This window comes from Mesorhizobium sp. B2-3-4 (assembly GCF_006442315.1).
Lineage (GTDB): Bacteria > Pseudomonadota > Alphaproteobacteria > Rhizobiales > Rhizobiaceae > Mesorhizobium.
In genome coordinates this window covers 80,095-95,954 of sequence record NZ_VFVY01000009.1, presented here as the reverse complement: position 1 = coordinate 95,954, position 15,860 = coordinate 80,095, and the positions used below count along the sequence as shown (strand labels likewise).

Here is a 15,860-nt window from a genome sequence, read left to right as displayed (position 1 = left end):
TCTTTCGGCGTATTTAAGCTTATCGAGATGCCAGCGACGCCGGCCTGCATCTGGACAACGATCAAGGGCGCATTGCCAACGTGACATCAGAAGCGGGGGCGCAACCAGAAACCAGCGGCGGCCATGGCACGTTGAGAGGCATCGCGCTGAAGATCGTCTCCGTGGCGGTTTTTGTCGGCATGCAAACCTGCATCAAGGCGGCCGGCGATGTGCCTGCCGGCCAGATCGTATTCTTCCGCTCCTTCTTCGCCATCTTTCCGATCATTGCGTTCCTGGCATGCAAGCGAGAGCTCGCCACGGCATTCGTCACCAAACGTCCCTTCAACCATGTCGCGCGCGGCGTCGTCGGTGTCGGAGCGATGGGGCTTGGCTTTTTCGCGTTGACCAGGTTGCCGCTGCCGGAGGCTATCACCCTGAACTATGCACAGCCGCTGCTGGTCGTGGTGTTCTCCTCGGTTTTCCTCGGCGAGACCATACGCGTCTATCGCTGGAGCGCGGTTGCCGTCGGCCTGGTCGGGGTGCTGATCATTTCCTGGCCGGAACTGACGCTGCTCAATTCCGACGAGGGTCTCGACGACCAGGAAGTGCTGGGCGTCATGGCGGCGCTGATTGCCGCGGCGATCTCGGCCGTCGCCATGCTTCTGGTGCGCAATCTCGTGCAGACGGAGAAGACGGCGACCATTGTCCTGTGGTTCTCATCGACGGCGAGCGTGCTCTCGCTGCTGACGCTGCCGTTCGGCTGGCAATCGCTGACGCCAATGCAAGCAGCGCTCCTCATCCTGGCCGGCTTCTGCGGCGGGCTCGGCCAGATCCTGATGACGGCGGCCTACCGCCATGCCGAAGCTTCGGTCGTCGCGCCGTTCGAATACACATCGATGCTTCTCGGCGTCGTCGTTGGCTATTTCGTCTTTGGCGACGTCACGTCGCTCAGCACGCTGTTCGGCGGCCTGATCGTCGTCGCCGCCGGCATCTTCATCATCTGGCGCGAGCGGCAACTGGGGCTGGAGCGCATCCGCACCCGCAAGGCTGTCGTACCGTAGGCACCATCAGGGTCGCTCGGCTCGTTCCTTCGCCATCCGCACCAATACGGTTCGTGTCTGTTCATCGGCCGGGAAGAAGGATTCGATCGCCAGTTCCGACAGGGTAACGTCGAGCGGTGTGCCGAAGACCGTGATGGTGCTGATGAAGGACAACACTTGATCGCCATGCGCCAGGCGCAGCGGATGCACGATGGCATTCGGTTCGACCGGCGCCGGACGGCCGCTCTTGAGACCGGACGGGTAGTCGCGAAATTCACGCTCCAGTTCGACCAGCACGGGATCGCCGCTGGCGTCGTTCTGGTGCTTGAGGCGCTCGAGCAGGTGGGTACGCCATTCCTGCAGATTGACGATGCGTGGTGCGATGCCGCCCGGGTGCAGCGACAGGCGAAGCACGTTGACCGGCGGCGTCAGCAGCGAAGCCTCGCCGACATCGGCAACGAAAGGAGCGATCGCGGCATTGGCCGACACCAGGTTCCAATGCCGGTCCACCGCCAGCGCCGGAAACGGCTCGTGCCCCTTGAGCACCATCTCGACCGCCGCCATCGCCGGGGCCAGTGTCGTGTCGGTCAGCGACCGTTCGCCGAAGCTCGGCGCGAAGCCCGCGGCCAGCAGCAATTGATTTCGTTGCCTCAGCGGTATCGCCAGCTGCTCGGCCAGATGCAGCACCATATCGCGCGAGGGCGCGGCGCGACCGCTTTCGACGAAGCTCAAATGGCGCTGTGAAATCTCGGCTTCCATGGCGAGGTCGAGCTGGCTCATGCGGCGGCGTGTGCGCCATTCGCGGATGAGACTGCCGGCGGAGACTTGTGCTGATGTCATGCCGCGATGACTAGGCCGATATCCGGGCCATTTCAATTACCTGGGAGGTCATCGTCAGGTGACGGCCTTCAGCTTCGCCTTCACTTCGAGAAAATCCCGCCACGCCAGTTTTTTGTGCGCGGGCGTGCGCAGGAGATAGGCCGGATGCAATGTCGGCATCGCGGGAATGGCGATGCCGGAGCCTGTGGTATGGACACGCCAGTTGCCACGCAGCCGCAAAATGCCTTCCGAGGTATTCAGCAGGGTCTTGGCCGACGGACCGCCGAGATTGACCAGCACCTTGGGGTTGACCAGCTCGATCTGGCGCTCGATGAACGGCCGGCAGATCTCGGTCTCGTGCGGTGTCGGCGTGCGATTGCCCGGCGGCCGCCAGGGAATGACGTTGGCGATGTAGACCGAGGTCCGGTCGAGCCCGATTGCCGCCAGCATGCGGTCGAGCAGGCGGCCCGAGCGGCCGACGAAGGGCAGGCCCTCAATGTCCTCGTCGCGGCCGGGCGCTTCGCCGACCAGCATCACCGAGGCTTGCGGATTGCCGTCGGCGAATACGAGATTCTTGGCGGTGGCCTTGAGATTGCAGCCTTCGAAGGATGCCATCTGTTGGCGAAGCTCGTCGAGTGTCGAAGCGGCCGACGCCATCTGCCGCGCCAGAGCCGCCTGCGCTTCGTCCGGCACGGTCGACGTCGGCGCCCGCGCAGCCGGGGCATCCGGCAATGCGCTTGCATCGAGGCGCGGCGCTTGCGTGCTTCGTGGTGGCGGTGCGCTCTCGACAGGCGGCGCGGCAACTGCCGCCGCGCGCGGCGCGGCCTTGGGCGCGGGCTCGGCAAAGCGGTTGACCGGCGCGTCCTCCAAAGCTTCGTCGACGCCCGCGCTGGCATAGAAGGCGAGCAGATCGGCGACATCGACCGGAGTGTTGGGAGAGGCGGCAGTCATGGCCGCACCATCGTCCGGGCGGCGTCAATTTGCAACCTCGGCGAGGCTGGTGGCGGCAACCAATGCCTCTTGCCAAGCGAAGCAGCGGCCTAGCCGGTGGGTATGCGCGGATCCTGCACGAGATAGAAGGTCCAACGCGGCGTATAGTCCGTCATCAGGAATTCGAAGCTGGCGGTTTTCAACGGATCGACCTTGCCGTTCTTGAACAGCAACCTGTCATAGGGTTCGAAGTCGCGGTCGAAATCGGCGAAATTGCTCGACCAGATGTTGTCGGGCGTCTTGTTGCGCTGGTCGAATGAAAGTCCGTCTCCGAACACGCTCGGCTGATCCAGTATTTCCTGAAGCTCGAACTGGAACTCGATCCAGGCCTGGCCGCTGTTGTTGAGCACGTCCAGGCGCATGTACATGATGCCGTTGGCGAACTCACCGGCCTTGCCGAATGTCTGGATTGGCTTTGTGGTGCGGATGGTCAGCGTCACGGGCGTTGCCGAATTCAGCTCCTCGGTAATGACAAGCGGATCGTCCTTGGTTCCGATGCCGGATGCTCCGGTGATGCGGAAGCCGCCAAGCTCGTCGGAGAACGAGTACGCGCCTGTCGACCACACCTTCACTTCATCCGCCGCGGCGTGGCCGGACGCCAACATCAGAAGGGCCAAGGTGGCCGCCCGGCAGGCCCGGCCGGGCGTTGATGGAAAGCGCGTCGAAGAGAAGCCGCCTGGCCCGGGAATGCGCATGGCGGGAAGTATGGCCGATAAGCAAGCCGTCGAACAACCGAAAACGCGAGCGGGGCGTATTTCGGTGTAAAAACGGCTACCCCTGCCGCACGGTGCGCGACTTTTTGGCCAAATCGGCATTGTCACGTATGCGCCGGTTTCCTGTCGCCAATTGATGCGCTATGCAGCGCAGGAGCCAGCAAGATACGCGAACAGCGGCAAGCCAGTGCGGAGGGGTTGATGAGCGATATCGAACGCGAGAGCATGGAATTCGACGTGGTCATCGTCGGTGCCGGACCTGCTGGCCTTGCCGCGGCCATCCGCCTCAAACAGATCAATCCCGAGCTTTCCGTCGTCGTGCTGGAAAAGGGCGGCGAAGTCGGCGCCCATATCCTGTCGGGCGCCGTCGTGGATCCGATCGGCATCGACCGGCTGCTGCCTGGCTGGCGCGAGGAGGATGGTCATCCCTTCAAGACGCCGGTCACGGCGGACCATTTCCTGGTGCTCGGCCCCGCCGGCTCGTTCCGCTTGCCCAACATTCTCATGCCGCCGCTGATGAACAATCACGGCAACTACATCGTCTCGCTCGGCAATGTCTGTCGCTGGCTGGCTGGCAAAGCCGAGGCGCTTGGCGTCGAGATTTATCCCGGTTTCGCCGCAGTAAGCCTGGTCTACAACGATGCCGGCGCCGTCACTGGCGTCATCACCGGTGACATGGGCGTCGAGAAGGATGGCACGCATGGCCCGGCCTATGCGCCGGGCATGGCCTTGATGGGCAAGTATGTGCTGATCGGCGAGGGCGCGCGCGGCTCACTCGCCAAGCAACTGATCGCCAGATACAAGCTCTCCGACGGCCGCGAGCCCGGCAAATACGGCATCGGCCTTAAGGAACTCTGGCAGGTCAAGCCGGAGAACCACAGGCCGGGCCTTGTCCAGCATTCCTTCGGCTGGCCGCTGGACATGAAGACCGGTGGCGGTTCGTTCCTCTACCATCTGGAGGACAATCAGGTCGCTGTCGGCTTCGTCCTCCACCTCAACTACAAAAACCCGTATCTGTCGCCTTTCGAGGAATTCCAGCGTTTCAAGACCCATCCGGCGATTTCAGGCACCTTCGAGGGCGCCAAGCGCATCGGCTATGGCGCGCGCGCCATCACCGAGGGCGGCTGGCAGTCGGTGCCGAAACTGTCTTTCCCCGGCGGCGTGCTGATGGGCTGCTCGGCAGGCTTCGTCAACGTGCCGCGCATCAAGGGCTCGCACAATGCAGTGCTGTCGGGAATGCTGGCGGCCGACCATGTCGCCGAGGCCATCGGCGCCGGCCGCGCCAATGACGAGCTTGCCTCCTATGAGGACGCCTGGCGCGCCACCGACATCGGCAAGGACCTGAAGAAGGTGCGCAACGTCAAGCCGCTATGGTCGCGCTTCGGCACCATCATCGGTGTCGGTCTCGGCGGTCTCGATATGTGGCTGAACACGCTGTTCGGCGTGTCGCCCTTCGGTACGCTGAAGCACGGCAAGGCCGACTATGCAGCGCTCGAGCCGGCCGCTCAGCACAAGAAGATCGCCTATCCCAAGCCCGATGGCGTGCTCACCTTCGACCGCCTGTCCTCGGTTTTCCTGTCCAACACCAATCACGAGGAAAACGAGCCGGTGCACCTCATCGTTGGCGACATGGCGCTGCAGCAACGGTCCGAGCACGATGTCTTCGCCGGACCTTCGACGCGCTATTGCCCGGCCGGCGTCTATGAATGGGTGGACAAGGATGGCAACGCCGCCGCCGACCCCCAGGCCAAGGACGTACGTTTCGTCATCAACGCGCAGAACTGCGTGCACTGCAAGACCTGCGACATCAAGGACCCGAACCAGAACATCAACTGGGTGCCGCCACAAGGCGGCGAAGGCCCGGTTTACCAGAACATGTGACCACGCGTCGGCCGGGCCGTCTCGCCCGCCGCCAGCAAGGAATGCCGGCGAAGGCCCGGTCTACCAGAACATGTGAACCACGCGTTGGCCGGGCCGTCTCGTCCGCCGCCGGCAAGGAATGCCGGCGAGGCACCGGTCTGCCGGAACATGTGAGTGCCCTCAGCGCCGGCGGCATGCTACCGTCGCTCCCGGCGTCATCTTTGAAAGGAAGCGTGGATGCGCTTGCTCGCACGTTCGGTTCTGGCGGCCGTTGGCGCGTTGTGGACTTTGACATCCGCCGCCTCGGCTGACGTCAAAATCCTGATCAAGACGCAGACATACGACATTTCGGGCACAACCGGCGAGGCTCTGATCGAGTCCATGGATCGCAACGGGCCGCGGCATGGCTTCATGGCTCGCGCCATTGCCCAGACCAGCTACACCAAGGATTGGGATTTCGACTTCGTCCAGGTCAAGGGCTCTTGCCGCATCAAGCAGGCCAACGGCACGCTCAACCTGACCTTTACCTACCCCCATGTCGCATCCACCCTCCCGCCGGCGCTCGACAAGCGCTGGGCAAGGTTCTTCACGGGTGTTCGAACGCATGAGGAGACGCATGGCGACATTGCCAGGCAGATGATGGCGGCGACCGAGAAATCGCTCAGCGGTCTGACCACTGCGAACGATGCGCAGTGTTCCAAGACGCGGCGCGAAGCGCGCCGGCGGATCGACGCGGTTTTTGACGAGTACGAGGGCAGGCAGAACGCCTTTGACGCGCGCGAGCACCGGGAAGGCGGTCACGTGGAATATCTCGTTGACGCCCTGGCGAAATCATAGAAGGCGCTTTCGCGCGGTGCAGGGTCAGCCGCGTGGCTTGGCCGGCCCTGACAGGGAGACGGTCGCGGTTACATGCTCGTCGACCGGTTTCTGCTCCGGCGGATTGAGTGTGAACTCGACCAGCACGGGAAGATGATCGGAGCCGGTATCTTCCAGGCGCCGTGACGACAGGATCGTCACGCCGCCCTTGCTGAACACCTGGTCGATCGGCAGGCCGGCATAGCGGCGCAGCAAATCGGGCAGCGTCCGATGGATCCAGGTCGGTCCGGCCGACGGCATGACGGTCAGCCCGCCGAGCGCGGCCACGCGCCGCACCGCCGCGCTCCATGGCACGGCGTTGCAGTCGCCGGCCAGGATCGCGGTCTCGCCGAGCGCGGAGAGCGGCTCCGCCAATTCGCCGATCTGCCAGTATTGCTCCTTCGGCCAGGGCCAGCTGAGATGGATGGCGGCGACGTCGACATCGACGCCGCCGAAATCGACGGTCGCCGTCGCCAGGGCGCCGCGCGGTTCGCAATGCGGCGTCGTGCCGGCAGCGAACGGCCGTCGCGAGAGCAGGGCGACGCCGAACAGGCCGTTGGGGTAGTCGCACAGGATGCGGTAGGGGTAGGCGCTTTTGATGTAGCCAAGCTCGGTCGCCCACATCTGCGAGACTTCGTCGAGGGTGATCACATCGGGATTGGTGCGGCCGATCAGCGACAACACCTTCTTCGGCGTCGGATTGTTGAAGCGCAGGTTCATCTGCAGCAGGCTGTAGACGGGTTGGTCGGCGGGTTTGGCGACCGCCTGTTGCGGCCACAGCCTCGGCAATGCGCTTGCCGTGGTGGCGAGACAGGCGATGGCAAAGAGCAGTGCCGCAACCGCCTGCAGCCGGTAGGAACTCGCCAGCAGCGGCAACGCCAGAAGCGCCATCAGCACGCTGAAATGAATGCGGAAATGCGAGAAGGAATCGAAAGCCGGATGCAGCGCGCCGAAGAAGCCGGCCAACAGCGCGGCCGACAATGCCGTCATTGCCAGGAATGTCACCCCAGCCATCATGTTCGAGCGCGCGCCGCCTGGTGCCATTGAGGTCGTGTCTGCCTGACGATCCGTTCGATCTGCTTATCGGCCAAATTGCGGCCTGAGCAAGACGACCGATTGCCCCGCCAAGGCTTCCGAGACAGCCTACTGGAAGGCCGTTTCCGAAAAGCTTCTGAGCTTGCGCGAATGCAGCCGCTCCATCGGCATTTCCGCAAGCTTTTCCATTGCCCTGATGCCGATGGTCAAGTGCTGCGCCACCTGACGTTTGTAGAATTCGGTCGCCATGCCGGGCAGTTTCAATTCGCCATGCAAGGGTTTATCGGACACACACAGCAACGTGCCGTATGGCACGCGGAAACGGAAACCGTTGGCGGCGATCGTCGCCGATTCCATATCGAGCGCGATGGCGCGCGACTGTGACAGCCGCTGCACCGGCCCGCGCTGGTCGCGCAGTTCCCAGTTGCGGTTGTCGATGGTGGCGACGGTGCCCGTACGCATGATGCGTTTCAGGTCATAGCCGGACAGGCCCGTGACTTCGGCCACTGCTTCCTGCAGCGCCACCTGGATCTCGGCCAGCGGCGGGATTGGCACCCAGACCGGGAGATCGTCGTCCAGCACGTGATCCTCGCGCACATAGGCGTGCGCCAGCACGTAGTCGCCGAGCGCCTGCGTGTTGCGCAGGCCAGCGCAGTGGCCAAGCATCACCCAGGCATGCGGCCGAAGCACCGCGATATGGTCCGTGATGGTCTTGGCGTTGGAAGGACCCACGCCGATATTGACCATGGTGATGCCGCCATGGTTCGGCTTCTTCAGATGGTAGGCCGGCATCTGCGGCAGGCGCTGCGGCGCCACGCCTCCGCTGGGGGCGCCTTGCCCGGCCTTGGTGACGACATTGCCGGGTTCGACAAATTCCGTGTAGCCGCCGCCGCCTTTTTCCATCAGGTCTCGGGCGCGGGCGACGAACTCGTCGATATAGAACTGGTAGTTGGTGAACAGCACGAAGTTCTGGAAGTGCTGCGGGCTGGTCGCGGTGTAGTGCGCCATGCGGTGCAGGGAATAGTCGATGCGCTGCGCCGTGAACGGGGCCAGCGGCCGCGGCTCGCCGAAGGCGACCTCGAACGTGCCGTTGGCGATCTGGTCATCGGTGCCGTCCAGGTCCGGTACGTCGAACAGGTCGCGGATCGGCCGCTTGATGCGTTCTGCCGCGGCGCCGTCGACATAGGTGCCTTCGAGGAAGGCGAAATGCAGCGGGATCGGGGTGGCCGATTCCGAGACCATAACCGACACGCCGTGATTGCGCATGATCAGCCGAAGCTGTTCGATGAGATAGCTCTCGAACAGCACCGGCTGGGTGACGGTGGTGGCGAAATGACCCGGTGTCGGCATGTGGCCATAGGCCTGGCGCGAGTCGACCTGGGTGAACGAACTCGTGGTGACGCCGATCTCGGGATAGAAGGCGCGGTAACGCTTGCTGCTGTCGCCGCCGGCGGCAAGGGCCGCAAAGGAATCGCGCAGGAACTTGGTGTTTCTGTCGTAAAGCACCTGCAGTGCCGCGACGGCTTTTTCGGCGTTGTCGAAGCTTTGCCGGCCAAAAGGCTCGGGCATGACGACAGATTCGATGGCTTGGGGATAGATTCGCTTTTCCATGGCCCAATATAGAGACTTGGGCGGGCGGTTGGGAGGGGGCCTGCTGCCGAAGGCGCTAAAAGCGCCATTTTTTCTTCAACCCCGCTGCAGGCTGACCAGCAGCACGAAGCCGACGCCGGACTTCTTGAGCGACGGCGCCTCGATCGTCGAGCCGGTATCGGCGCGCATCATCGGCACCGCCAGGACCGGCGCGGCGAGCAGCATCAGGATAAGCGCCGCCCGCGGCAGAAGCCGGAGGGTCTTGGAGAGGTTGGCGGCGATGCGGTTCATGGTGCTTTCAGCTTTTCTTTTCGAGGTCGGATTCTCTGGTTTCAGTGACGAAGGTTGGTCGGGCAGGCGAGGCGGCACAGTCTGGTGGCCTCGTCCCAGGAGCGGGCCGGGCGGCCCGCTTCGGCGACGAGAATGGCGAAGAACATTCCAAACAGGCTCATCAGCAGGCAGACTATGGTGAAGCGGCGAGCAAGCATTGGGTCGAGTTCTCCTTCAACGAGCGGGAGAATGCCCTGACGCCGCTGAACCGGCTCTGATGCCGGTGTTCATCTGCGGTTCAAATTGATTGACGGTGTCTGATCAGGCCGCCGCCAGCCTGTGCGGGGTGTCGCCTGGCGTCGAGCGCGCATGCCCGACGTGTCGACGAAACGAAAACGGGGCCCGCCGGGCCCCGTTTGGAAATCACAAAGGAATGCGGCTCAGAGTTTGTGCCAGGTCTGGCTCTTGCAGATCAGGCCGCCGAGCACGCAGCCGCTCATCTTCAGCGAAGTGCCCGAAAGCGTCGCCTTTCCCGAATAGGTCTTGTCATTTGCCGGATCGGTGATGCTGCCGGTGTATTTGTTGCCGCCGGCCGCCTTCAGCGAGCCAATGGTCTTGCCGGCATATTTGCCGGACTTCAGCGTGATGGAAAACGAACCGGAGCCGCCGATGGCCGCGGTGTCGCCAGCTTGCGTCTTCCAGTTGCCCTCAATCGGATCGGCCAATGCCGTTCCCGCCATGATCAACGTGGCTGCAAGGGCCAGGCTCATTTTTCGAAACATGTATTCCTCCCTTTGGATAGCCGGCCGGATGCTCCGCCTCGCCGGACTGCCGCTTACGCAAACGTAAGCTAATCCAGCTTCCGGCAAAACAAAAGCGGTGCCGCTAGGGAAGAGTTCGGCATTTTGAGGCCGCCTGAATCCGCCCCGTCGGTCGGGAAATGAAACCATCGCCGCATCGTGTTTGTTTCCTAGGGTTAGCGGAGTGTTGATTCCGGCAGCGAAAATTTTCGTCAAATTTGGCGAAAACCAGCCGAATTACTGGCTTCGTATCCTTAACGAATTTCCGCGTTTACCTCTTGTTTTAGCTTTGTTTTCCTCAAATTAAGCACGCCATTTAACGACGGATTCAAGCCTGCCCGGCATTCTCGAAAGCATCGAAAGAGCGGCCCGGACAAGACAAACGGAGGCAGCTCTCGGGAGCCAGACAGGGGACTAAAATGGCACGTTTTGAAATGCTTGAAGCAGGCTTCGGCGCCATGGGGGCAACTGCCCAGGCCGACATTCTTTTCGAACTGGGCATGATGTATGCGACCGGCCGCGATTGCGAGACCGATGTCGTTGCCGCCCACAAATGGTTCAACATCGCCGCCATCAAGGGTTCGGCCCGCGCCGCGGAATTGCGCTCGGAACTGTCGGCGGCCATGTCGAAGGTCGAGATCGCCAAGGCGCTTCGCGAAGCCCGCGAATGGATGACCATGCACTGAGTTTCTCCGGACGGGACTTCGGGTTCAGGCCGCTCAAAGACGGTCGGGCCCAGACAGGGACAAGGCTGCGCAGACAGCTGGGCCAAAAGGCCATCAACGACAAGAACGCGGCGGGCAGAAATGTCGAAGCCACGCCAGGGGCCATGGTACCGCATGCCGAACTCCATTTTCGGCGGATCATGGTCAGCAGGGGGATAGGGAAGGCAAGGTTGGGATTCGTGGCGCGGGGGCGCTGGGGAAAACAGCCGACAGGCAAAAAGCCACGACCGGCCGAAACAAGGCTGGCGTGGCTTTTTGCGTCGGTGGAGGCTCGCAGGCCCAATCGAGCGCTGCCAATGCGCCTAGACAGGCCCGGCGAAGGATGAAATTGTCCCGCCTCTCTGGAAGAAGCGCGGCCGGGGCGGCCGCGCGTGAGTGGAGGAGTTCTATCGTCATGAAAAAAATGAGTATTTTGAGCGCGGCCATTTTCGGCCTGATGATGAGCGCGCCGGTCGCGTTCGCCGACGACATCACCATTTCGGTGGTCGGCCCGATGACCGGACAGCTCGCCACCATCGGTGATCAGTTCAAGCAGGGCGCGCAGGCGGCCGCCGATGCCATCAACGCGGCCGGCGGCGTCAATGGCTCGATGATCAAGCTCGATATCGAGGACGACCAGTGCGACCCCAAGCAGGCCGTCTCGGTCGCCAACCGCATCGTCGCCAATGGCGTCAAGTTCATTGACGGCCATGCTTGCTCGGGTTCGAGCATTCCGGCTTCGGCCGTCTATGCCGAAGCGGGTGCGCTGATGATGAGCCCAGCTTCGTCCAACCCGGTGCTGACCGACGCCGCGGCCAAGGCCGGCTGGCCGACGATCATGCGTCTCTACACGCGTGACGACGCGCAGGGCGCTTTCATCGGCCCGTGGATCGCCAAGAAATATGCCGGCAAGAACGTCGTCATCCTGCACGACAAGAGCGCCTATGGTCAGGGCGTGGCCGATGCCGTGCGCGCGACCATGAACACCGGCGGCCTCAAGGAAGTCTACTATGACGCCATCAACCCCGGCGAGAAGGACTATTCGGCGCTCGTCACCAAGCTCAAGGATCTCAAGGCCGACGTCGTCTATTTCGGCGGCTACCACCCTGAAGCAGGCCTCATCCTGCGTCAGTCGGCCGAGCAGAACTTCAAGTTCCAGCTGATCATGCCGGATTCGATCGCCTCGCCGGAATTCTGGCAGGTCGCGGGTCCCGCCGGCGAGGGCACCATGTTCGTGTTCCCGTCCGATCCGCAGGCAAAGCCGGAAGCCAAGGCGGCCGTGGAGAAGATCAAGGCCGGCGGTTTCGTGCCTGAAGGCTTCACGCTGTTCTCCTATGCCGTGGTCCAGGCTGTCGCAGAGGGCGTCAAGCGCGCAGGCAGCGACGATCCGGCCAAGGTGGCCGAGGCGTTGAAGAACGGCACGCCGTTCAGCACCGTCGTCGGCGACGTCACCTTCGACGAGAAGGGCGACCTCAAGAATGCCAGCTACGACATCAACCAGTGGCATGACGGCAAATACGCGCCGATCGCGCAGTAATCGCTGACCATCGGACGATCCAAGGGAATGGCCGGGTTCGTCCCGGCCATTTCTCTTTGTCGACCGCCATGGGTTTCGGCTAGAGCAATTCCAGGAAAAGTGTGAGCGGTTTTCCCGGGAGAAGCGCGTAGCGCTTCCCCTTGGGAATTGCGTTAAAACAAAGAGTTAGAGCATTTCGCCGTGTGAAACGGTCAAATGCTCTAACGGCTTGCGGCGGCTGACGCGTCCTGCTCCTCGACGAAACGCACCAGAACCGTCCCGTCGCTCACCTGCGCGCCCTCGGCCGCGATCTCGGCGATCACGCCGTCATGCGGGGCGGCGATCGTGTGCTCCATCTTCATCGCCTCGAGGATCAGAAGCGGCTGGCCCTTGATCACGGCATCGCCCGCCGCGGCGCGCACCAGCTTGACCAGCCCCGGCATCGGCGCGCGCAGGCTGCCTGCGGCGGCTCCCGCCTCGTCGGCCCTGGCAAGCGGATCCGGAACCGTGAAGGTGTAGCCGACCGCGCCCTCGAAGACGGTGACATGGCCGGGCCAGCGGGCGGCATGCGGCATGGTCCTCAGGTCATGCGTGTTCACCGCGTCATGCGGCGCTTCCAGCGCCACCTGGAAGCGGCCGTCCGGCCGTACCGAAACCCGGGCCAGGATGTTCTCCTCGCCATGGCGCAGTCGGATGCGGCGCGCAAGCGTGTGAAAATGCGCGTAGCCTGAAAGCACGGACCATGGATCGGCGGCGGGACCGGGCGCGCCGGCGTCCGTCGCGGCGAGCGCTGCGGCGGCGATGGTCTCGTCGCCCGGTGCGGGAATGGCGGTCAGCGCCTGCTGATGCCGGCCGATCAGAGCGGTGTCGACGTCGCCCGCCGCGAAATCGGCATCGGCCGCGAGCGCCGCAAGGAAGGCGGTGTTGACGGTCGAGCCGGCCACTTCCGTCCGGGTGAGGGCATCGCGCAGCGCGCCGAGCGCCATGGCCCGGTCCTTGCTGTGCACAACCAGCTTGGCGATCATCGGATCATAGAAAGGCGAAATCGCATCGCCGGCCCGAACGCCGGTCTCGACGCGCATCTGAGCCTCTTGCGGCGCCGTGTCGGGGAATTTGAGATGATGCAGCGTGCCCGTTGCCGGCAGAAAGCCCTTGGCCGCATCCTCGGCATAGATGCGCGCCTCGAAGGCATGGCCCGAAAGCGTGATCTCGCTTTGTGTCTTCGGCAGTTTTTCACCACTGGCGACCCGCAACTGCCACTCGACGAGGTCGGTGCCGGTGACCATTTCGGTGACCGGATGCTCGACCTGCAGGCGGGTATTCATCTCCATGAACCAGAACCGGTCGGCCTTCAGCCCTTGCGAGGCATCGACGATGAACTCGATGGTGCCGGCGCCGGAATAGTCGATTGCCTTGGCGGCCTTCACCGCCGCTTCCGTCATGGCCTTGCGCAAGGCCGGCGTCATACCGGGGGCGGGCGCCTCCTCGATCACCTTCTGGTGGCGGCGTTGCGCCGAGCAGTCGCGTTCGTAGAGATGCACGGCATTGCCGAAATTGTCGCCGAACACCTGCACTTCGATATGCCGCGGCTTGTCGACATATTTTTCGACCAGCACGCGGTCGTCGCCGAACGCGGCCTTTGCTTCGCGCCGCGCGCTGGACAGCGCTTCGGAAAACTCGTCGGGATGCTCGACGCGGCGCATACCCTTGCCGCCGCCGCCGGCGCGCGCCTTGATCAGCACGGGATAGCCGATCTCGCGCGCCTTGGAGGCAAGCAGCACGATCTCCTGCGCCTCGCCGTGATAACCCGGCACCACCGGCACACCGGCTTTCTCCATCAACCGCTTGGCGGCGTCCTTCAGGCCCATGGCGCGGATCGAGGCCGCCGACGGGCCGATGAAAACGAGACCGGCCGCGACCACCTGATCGACGAAATCGGGATTTTCCGACAGGAAGCCGTAGCCGGGATGGATCGCCTGCGCCCCGGTCGCAAGCGCCGCGGCGACGATCTTGTCGCCACGCAGATAACTCTCGCCGACCGGCGAGGGGCCGATATGAACAGCCTCGTCGGCCATCTCGACATGCAGGGATTTCGCGTCGGCGTCCGAATAGACGGCGACGGTGTGCACGCCGAGCTTTCGGGCCGTGCGCATGACACGGCATGCGATCTCGCCCCGATTGGCGATCAGGATCTTGCTGAACATGGAGCCTCCCGGGTCAGTCTCGGGCGGCGCCATATTGGCAGGCGCCCGCCTATTTCGAAGCGGCGATCTCGCAGGCGCCGCCGTTCGTCACCTTGTAGTGCGCACGTGTGGCCACGCAAGATTTCATCGCAGCCGCTTCGGCGGCCTTCTGCGACGGGGCGTTCAGGCTTGAGCCGCATAGGATGTAAAGGGACATCACCCTGGTATACGGCGTGGTGGCGTAGGCCGAATGGCCGCCGGCCGCGACATAGGCCTTGTAGGCCTTGTTGCACGGCGACTTGGCATCTCTGGCCAACGCCGGCGGAAACCGCTTGTCTCCCTCGCTTCCCGCCAGCGACCCGGCGACGCCGGTGCCGGACGAGATAATCATGAACAACCCGGCCAGTATCGCGATGGCTGGCCGCCTGGAATTCGTGGATTTCATTCTGCTTCCCCCAACGGTAAAAACCGCTCGCCTTTCGGCCTATTTGGATGCTGCGAGACTGCAGTTGCCGGCGACGGTAACCTTGTATTTGCTCTTGCTGGCCTGGCAGGATTTCAGCGCCAGTTCCTCGGCCGCCTTCTGTGACGGTGCATTCAGCTTCACACCACAAACGAAGTACTCGCTCGCCGGAACGATTGGCGTCGCCGCGAAGGCCGAATGGCCCGAAGCTGCAATATACGCCGCATAGATCTTGCCGCAGCCCCCGGTGGTCCCCACGGGAATGTTTATTGGGTAACTCACGTCGCCCCTGCTGCCGGCCAGCGATCCGGCCGGGCTGGCGGCACTCGTTGCAAATATTAGTAGGATTGCAAGTATCGAGGCAACCATACCCCGAAAATATTTCAGCTTCATCTCCACCCTGTCCCCATTGCACTGTGCAGGACAAGCAGTAGCGAATATTTTGCCTGGCCGCCAGTTCGTCGGCGGGGATTCGAGCTTGCCTATGCTGATGAATCCGTTGGTCCATACAGTTCAGCCTTTTCGCAGGGCAGCAATGGCGCATCGGTATAGTTCCGCCATTTGCTCATCGAAGCAGCAGAAAATGATGGTCTCCGGTGTTGCTTTCTCTTCGACGAACCTGTCGACCGTGCCAACGGCGATTTCAGCCGCCGCCTGTTTCGGGTAGCGATAAACGCCGGTCGAGATTGCGGGGAACGCCACCGAACGGCAATGATGGGCGGCCGCGAGTTCCAGCGACCTGCGATAGCAGGACGCCAGCAACTCGGCTTCGCCTTTGCCTCCGCCCTGCCAGACTGGCCCGACCGTGTGGATGATATGTCGAGCCGGCAGTTTGTAGCCCTTGGTGATCTTGGCGTCGCCGACCTTGCAGCCGTTCAGCATCCGGCATTCGAATTCAAGCTCGCGGCCCGCCGCGCGATGGATGGCGCCATCGACCCCACCGCCACCGAGCAGCGAGGTGTTGGCGGCATTGACGATGGCATCGACCGCCAGTTTGGTGATGTCGCCGGTGTGAACCTCGATGCGTGGACGATCGTTCATCG

The 15,860-nt window shown here is 63.2% G+C and carries 17 protein-coding genes; 6 read left to right on the top strand and 11 right to left on the bottom strand.

Annotated elements, in window-relative coordinates; translation table 11 throughout:
- Positions 1-80: 80 nt before the first annotated feature.
- The gene (locus FJ967_RS15635; protein ID WP_140732718.1) at positions 81-1,040 is read left to right on the top strand and encodes a DMT family transporter; all 960 of its coding nucleotides are present in this window, start codon (positions 81-83) and stop codon (positions 1,038-1,040) included.
- Positions 1,041-1,046: 6 nt separating this feature from the next.
- On the opposite strand, the gene FJ967_RS15630 is transcribed toward FJ967_RS15635, so the two are convergent.
- From FJ967_RS15630 to FJ967_RS15620, 3 genes are all read right to left on the bottom strand, one after another.
- Positions 1,047-1,859 (bottom strand): helix-turn-helix transcriptional regulator, encoded by an 813-nt coding sequence (locus FJ967_RS15630; RefSeq protein WP_140732717.1) that lies wholly within the window; start codon positions 1,857-1,859, stop codon positions 1,047-1,049.
- Positions 1,860-1,913: 54 nt separating this feature from the next.
- Positions 1,914-2,789, bottom strand: a complete 876-nt coding sequence (locus FJ967_RS15625; protein ID WP_140732716.1) for a uracil-DNA glycosylase — start codon at positions 2,787-2,789, stop codon at positions 1,914-1,916.
- A gap of 89 nt (positions 2,790-2,878) precedes the next feature.
- Positions 2,879-3,523, bottom strand: a complete 645-nt coding sequence (locus FJ967_RS15620; protein ID WP_140732715.1) for a hypothetical protein — start codon at positions 3,521-3,523, stop codon at positions 2,879-2,881.
- A gap of 219 nt (positions 3,524-3,742) precedes the next feature.
- On the opposite strand from FJ967_RS15620, the gene FJ967_RS15615 reads away from it, so the two are divergent.
- On the top strand, positions 3,743-5,422 hold the full coding sequence (locus FJ967_RS15615) for an electron transfer flavoprotein-ubiquinone oxidoreductase (RefSeq protein WP_140732714.1): 1,680 nt from the start codon (positions 3,743-3,745) through the stop codon (positions 5,420-5,422).
- A 216-nt stretch (positions 5,423-5,638) separates the two neighbouring features.
- A complete protein-coding gene (locus FJ967_RS15610; protein ID WP_140732713.1) occupies positions 5,639-6,238 on the top strand; it encodes a DUF922 domain-containing protein in 600 nt (199 codons plus the stop codon).
- 24 nt (positions 6,239-6,262) lie between these two features.
- Here the strand turns inward: FJ967_RS15610 and FJ967_RS15605 are convergent, their stop codons facing one another.
- The 5 genes from FJ967_RS15605 to FJ967_RS15590 all read right to left on the bottom strand — a co-directional run bounded on the left by FJ967_RS15605 (position 6,263) and on the right by FJ967_RS15590 (position 9,933).
- On the bottom strand, positions 6,263-7,273 hold the full coding sequence (locus FJ967_RS15605) for an endonuclease/exonuclease/phosphatase family protein (RefSeq protein WP_140732858.1): 1,011 nt from the start codon (positions 7,271-7,273) through the stop codon (positions 6,263-6,265).
- Between the two features lie 126 nt (positions 7,274-7,399).
- Complete coding sequence (locus FJ967_RS15600) at positions 7,400-8,860, bottom strand: AMP nucleosidase (protein ID WP_246675278.1); 1,461 nt, start codon at positions 8,858-8,860, stop codon at positions 7,400-7,402.
- A gap of 117 nt (positions 8,861-8,977) precedes the next feature.
- Positions 8,978-9,172: a hypothetical protein gene (locus FJ967_RS15595; RefSeq protein ID WP_140732711.1), complete on the bottom strand. Its 195-nt coding sequence runs from the start codon at positions 9,170-9,172 to the stop codon at positions 8,978-8,980.
- Between the two features lie 41 nt (positions 9,173-9,213).
- A complete protein-coding gene (locus FJ967_RS33405) occupies positions 9,214-9,369 on the bottom strand; it encodes a hypothetical protein (RefSeq protein WP_181175893.1) in 156 nt (51 codons plus the stop codon).
- Positions 9,370-9,591: 222 nt separating this feature from the next.
- A complete protein-coding gene (locus FJ967_RS15590; protein WP_140732710.1) occupies positions 9,592-9,933 on the bottom strand; it encodes a DUF2147 domain-containing protein in 342 nt (113 codons plus the stop codon).
- A 437-nt stretch (positions 9,934-10,370) separates the two neighbouring features.
- Here FJ967_RS15590 and FJ967_RS15585 point away from each other — a divergent pair, with 437 nt between their 5' ends.
- Together FJ967_RS15585 and FJ967_RS15580 are read left to right on the top strand one after the other, a co-directional pair.
- Entirely contained in the window at positions 10,371-10,637 is a 267-nt protein-coding gene (locus tag FJ967_RS15585) for a sel1 repeat family protein (RefSeq protein ID WP_010915070.1), read from the top strand.
- 433 nt (positions 10,638-11,070) lie between these two features.
- Positions 11,071-12,192: a branched-chain amino acid ABC transporter substrate-binding protein gene (locus FJ967_RS15580; protein ID WP_140732709.1), complete on the top strand. Its 1,122-nt coding sequence runs from the start codon at positions 11,071-11,073 to the stop codon at positions 12,190-12,192.
- A gap of 200 nt (positions 12,193-12,392) precedes the next feature.
- On the opposite strand, the gene FJ967_RS15575 is transcribed toward FJ967_RS15580, so the two are convergent.
- Complete coding sequence (locus FJ967_RS15575; protein WP_140732708.1) at positions 12,393-14,375, bottom strand: acetyl/propionyl/methylcrotonyl-CoA carboxylase subunit alpha; 1,983 nt, start codon at positions 14,373-14,375, stop codon at positions 12,393-12,395.
- Between the two features lie 49 nt (positions 14,376-14,424).
- Entirely contained in the window at positions 14,425-14,745 is a 321-nt protein-coding gene (locus FJ967_RS15570; RefSeq protein WP_140732857.1) for a hypothetical protein, read from the bottom strand.
- Between FJ967_RS15570 and FJ967_RS34090 the strand changes: the two genes are divergently transcribed.
- Entirely contained in the window at positions 14,744-15,046 is a 303-nt protein-coding gene (locus tag FJ967_RS34090; RefSeq protein WP_348643101.1) for a hypothetical protein, read from the top strand. The genes FJ967_RS15570 and FJ967_RS34090 overlap by 2 nt on opposite strands.
- A gap of 284 nt (positions 15,047-15,330) precedes the next feature.
- On the opposite strand, the gene FJ967_RS15560 is transcribed toward FJ967_RS34090, so the two are convergent.
- On the bottom strand, positions 15,331-15,858 hold the full coding sequence (locus FJ967_RS15560; protein ID WP_140732706.1) for an O-acetyl-ADP-ribose deacetylase: 528 nt from the start codon (positions 15,856-15,858) through the stop codon (positions 15,331-15,333).
- Between the last annotated feature and the right edge of the window lie 2 nt (positions 15,859-15,860).

Bases quoted from the DNA above. Each gene is read 5' to 3' on its own strand.
- FJ967_RS15630 (WP_140732717.1), bottom strand. From the start codon at position 1,859: ATGACATCAGCACAAGTCTCCGCCGGCAGTCTCATCCGCGAATGGCGC.
- FJ967_RS15625 (WP_140732716.1), bottom strand. From the start codon at position 2,789: ATGACTGCCGCCTCTCCCAACACTCCGGTCGATGTCGCCGATCTGCTC.
- FJ967_RS15620 (WP_140732715.1), bottom strand. From the start codon at position 3,523: ATGCGCATTCCCGGGCCAGGCGGCTTCTCTTCGACGCGCTTTCCATCA.
- FJ967_RS15615 (WP_140732714.1), top strand. From the start codon at position 3,743: ATGAGCGATATCGAACGCGAGAGCATGGAATTCGACGTGGTCATCGTC.
- FJ967_RS15610 (WP_140732713.1), top strand. From the start codon at position 5,639: ATGCGCTTGCTCGCACGTTCGGTTCTGGCGGCCGTTGGCGCGTTGTGG.
- FJ967_RS15605 (WP_140732858.1), bottom strand. From the start codon at position 7,273: ATGATGGCTGGGGTGACATTCCTGGCAATGACGGCATTGTCGGCCGCG.
- FJ967_RS15600 (WP_246675278.1), bottom strand. From the start codon at position 8,860: ATGCCCGAGCCTTTTGGCCGGCAAAGCTTCGACAACGCCGAAAAAGCC.
- FJ967_RS15595 (WP_140732711.1), bottom strand. From the start codon at position 9,172: ATGAACCGCATCGCCGCCAACCTCTCCAAGACCCTCCGGCTTCTGCCG.
- FJ967_RS33405 (WP_181175893.1), bottom strand. From the start codon at position 9,369: ATGCTTGCTCGCCGCTTCACCATAGTCTGCCTGCTGATGAGCCTGTTT.
- FJ967_RS15590 (WP_140732710.1), bottom strand. From the start codon at position 9,933: ATGTTTCGAAAAATGAGCCTGGCCCTTGCAGCCACGTTGATCATGGCG.
- FJ967_RS15585 (WP_010915070.1), top strand. From the start codon at position 10,371: ATGGCACGTTTTGAAATGCTTGAAGCAGGCTTCGGCGCCATGGGGGCA.
- FJ967_RS15580 (WP_140732709.1), top strand. From the start codon at position 11,071: ATGAAAAAAATGAGTATTTTGAGCGCGGCCATTTTCGGCCTGATGATG.
- FJ967_RS15575 (WP_140732708.1), bottom strand. From the start codon at position 14,375: ATGTTCAGCAAGATCCTGATCGCCAATCGGGGCGAGATCGCATGCCGT.
- FJ967_RS34090 (WP_348643101.1), top strand. From the start codon at position 14,744: ATGAACAACCCGGCCAGTATCGCGATGGCTGGCCGCCTGGAATTCGTG.
- FJ967_RS15570 (WP_140732857.1), bottom strand. From the start codon at position 14,745: ATGATTATCTCGTCCGGCACCGGCGTCGCCGGGTCGCTGGCGGGAAGC.
- FJ967_RS15560 (WP_140732706.1), bottom strand. From the start codon at position 15,858: ATGAACGATCGTCCACGCATCGAGGTTCACACCGGCGACATCACCAAA.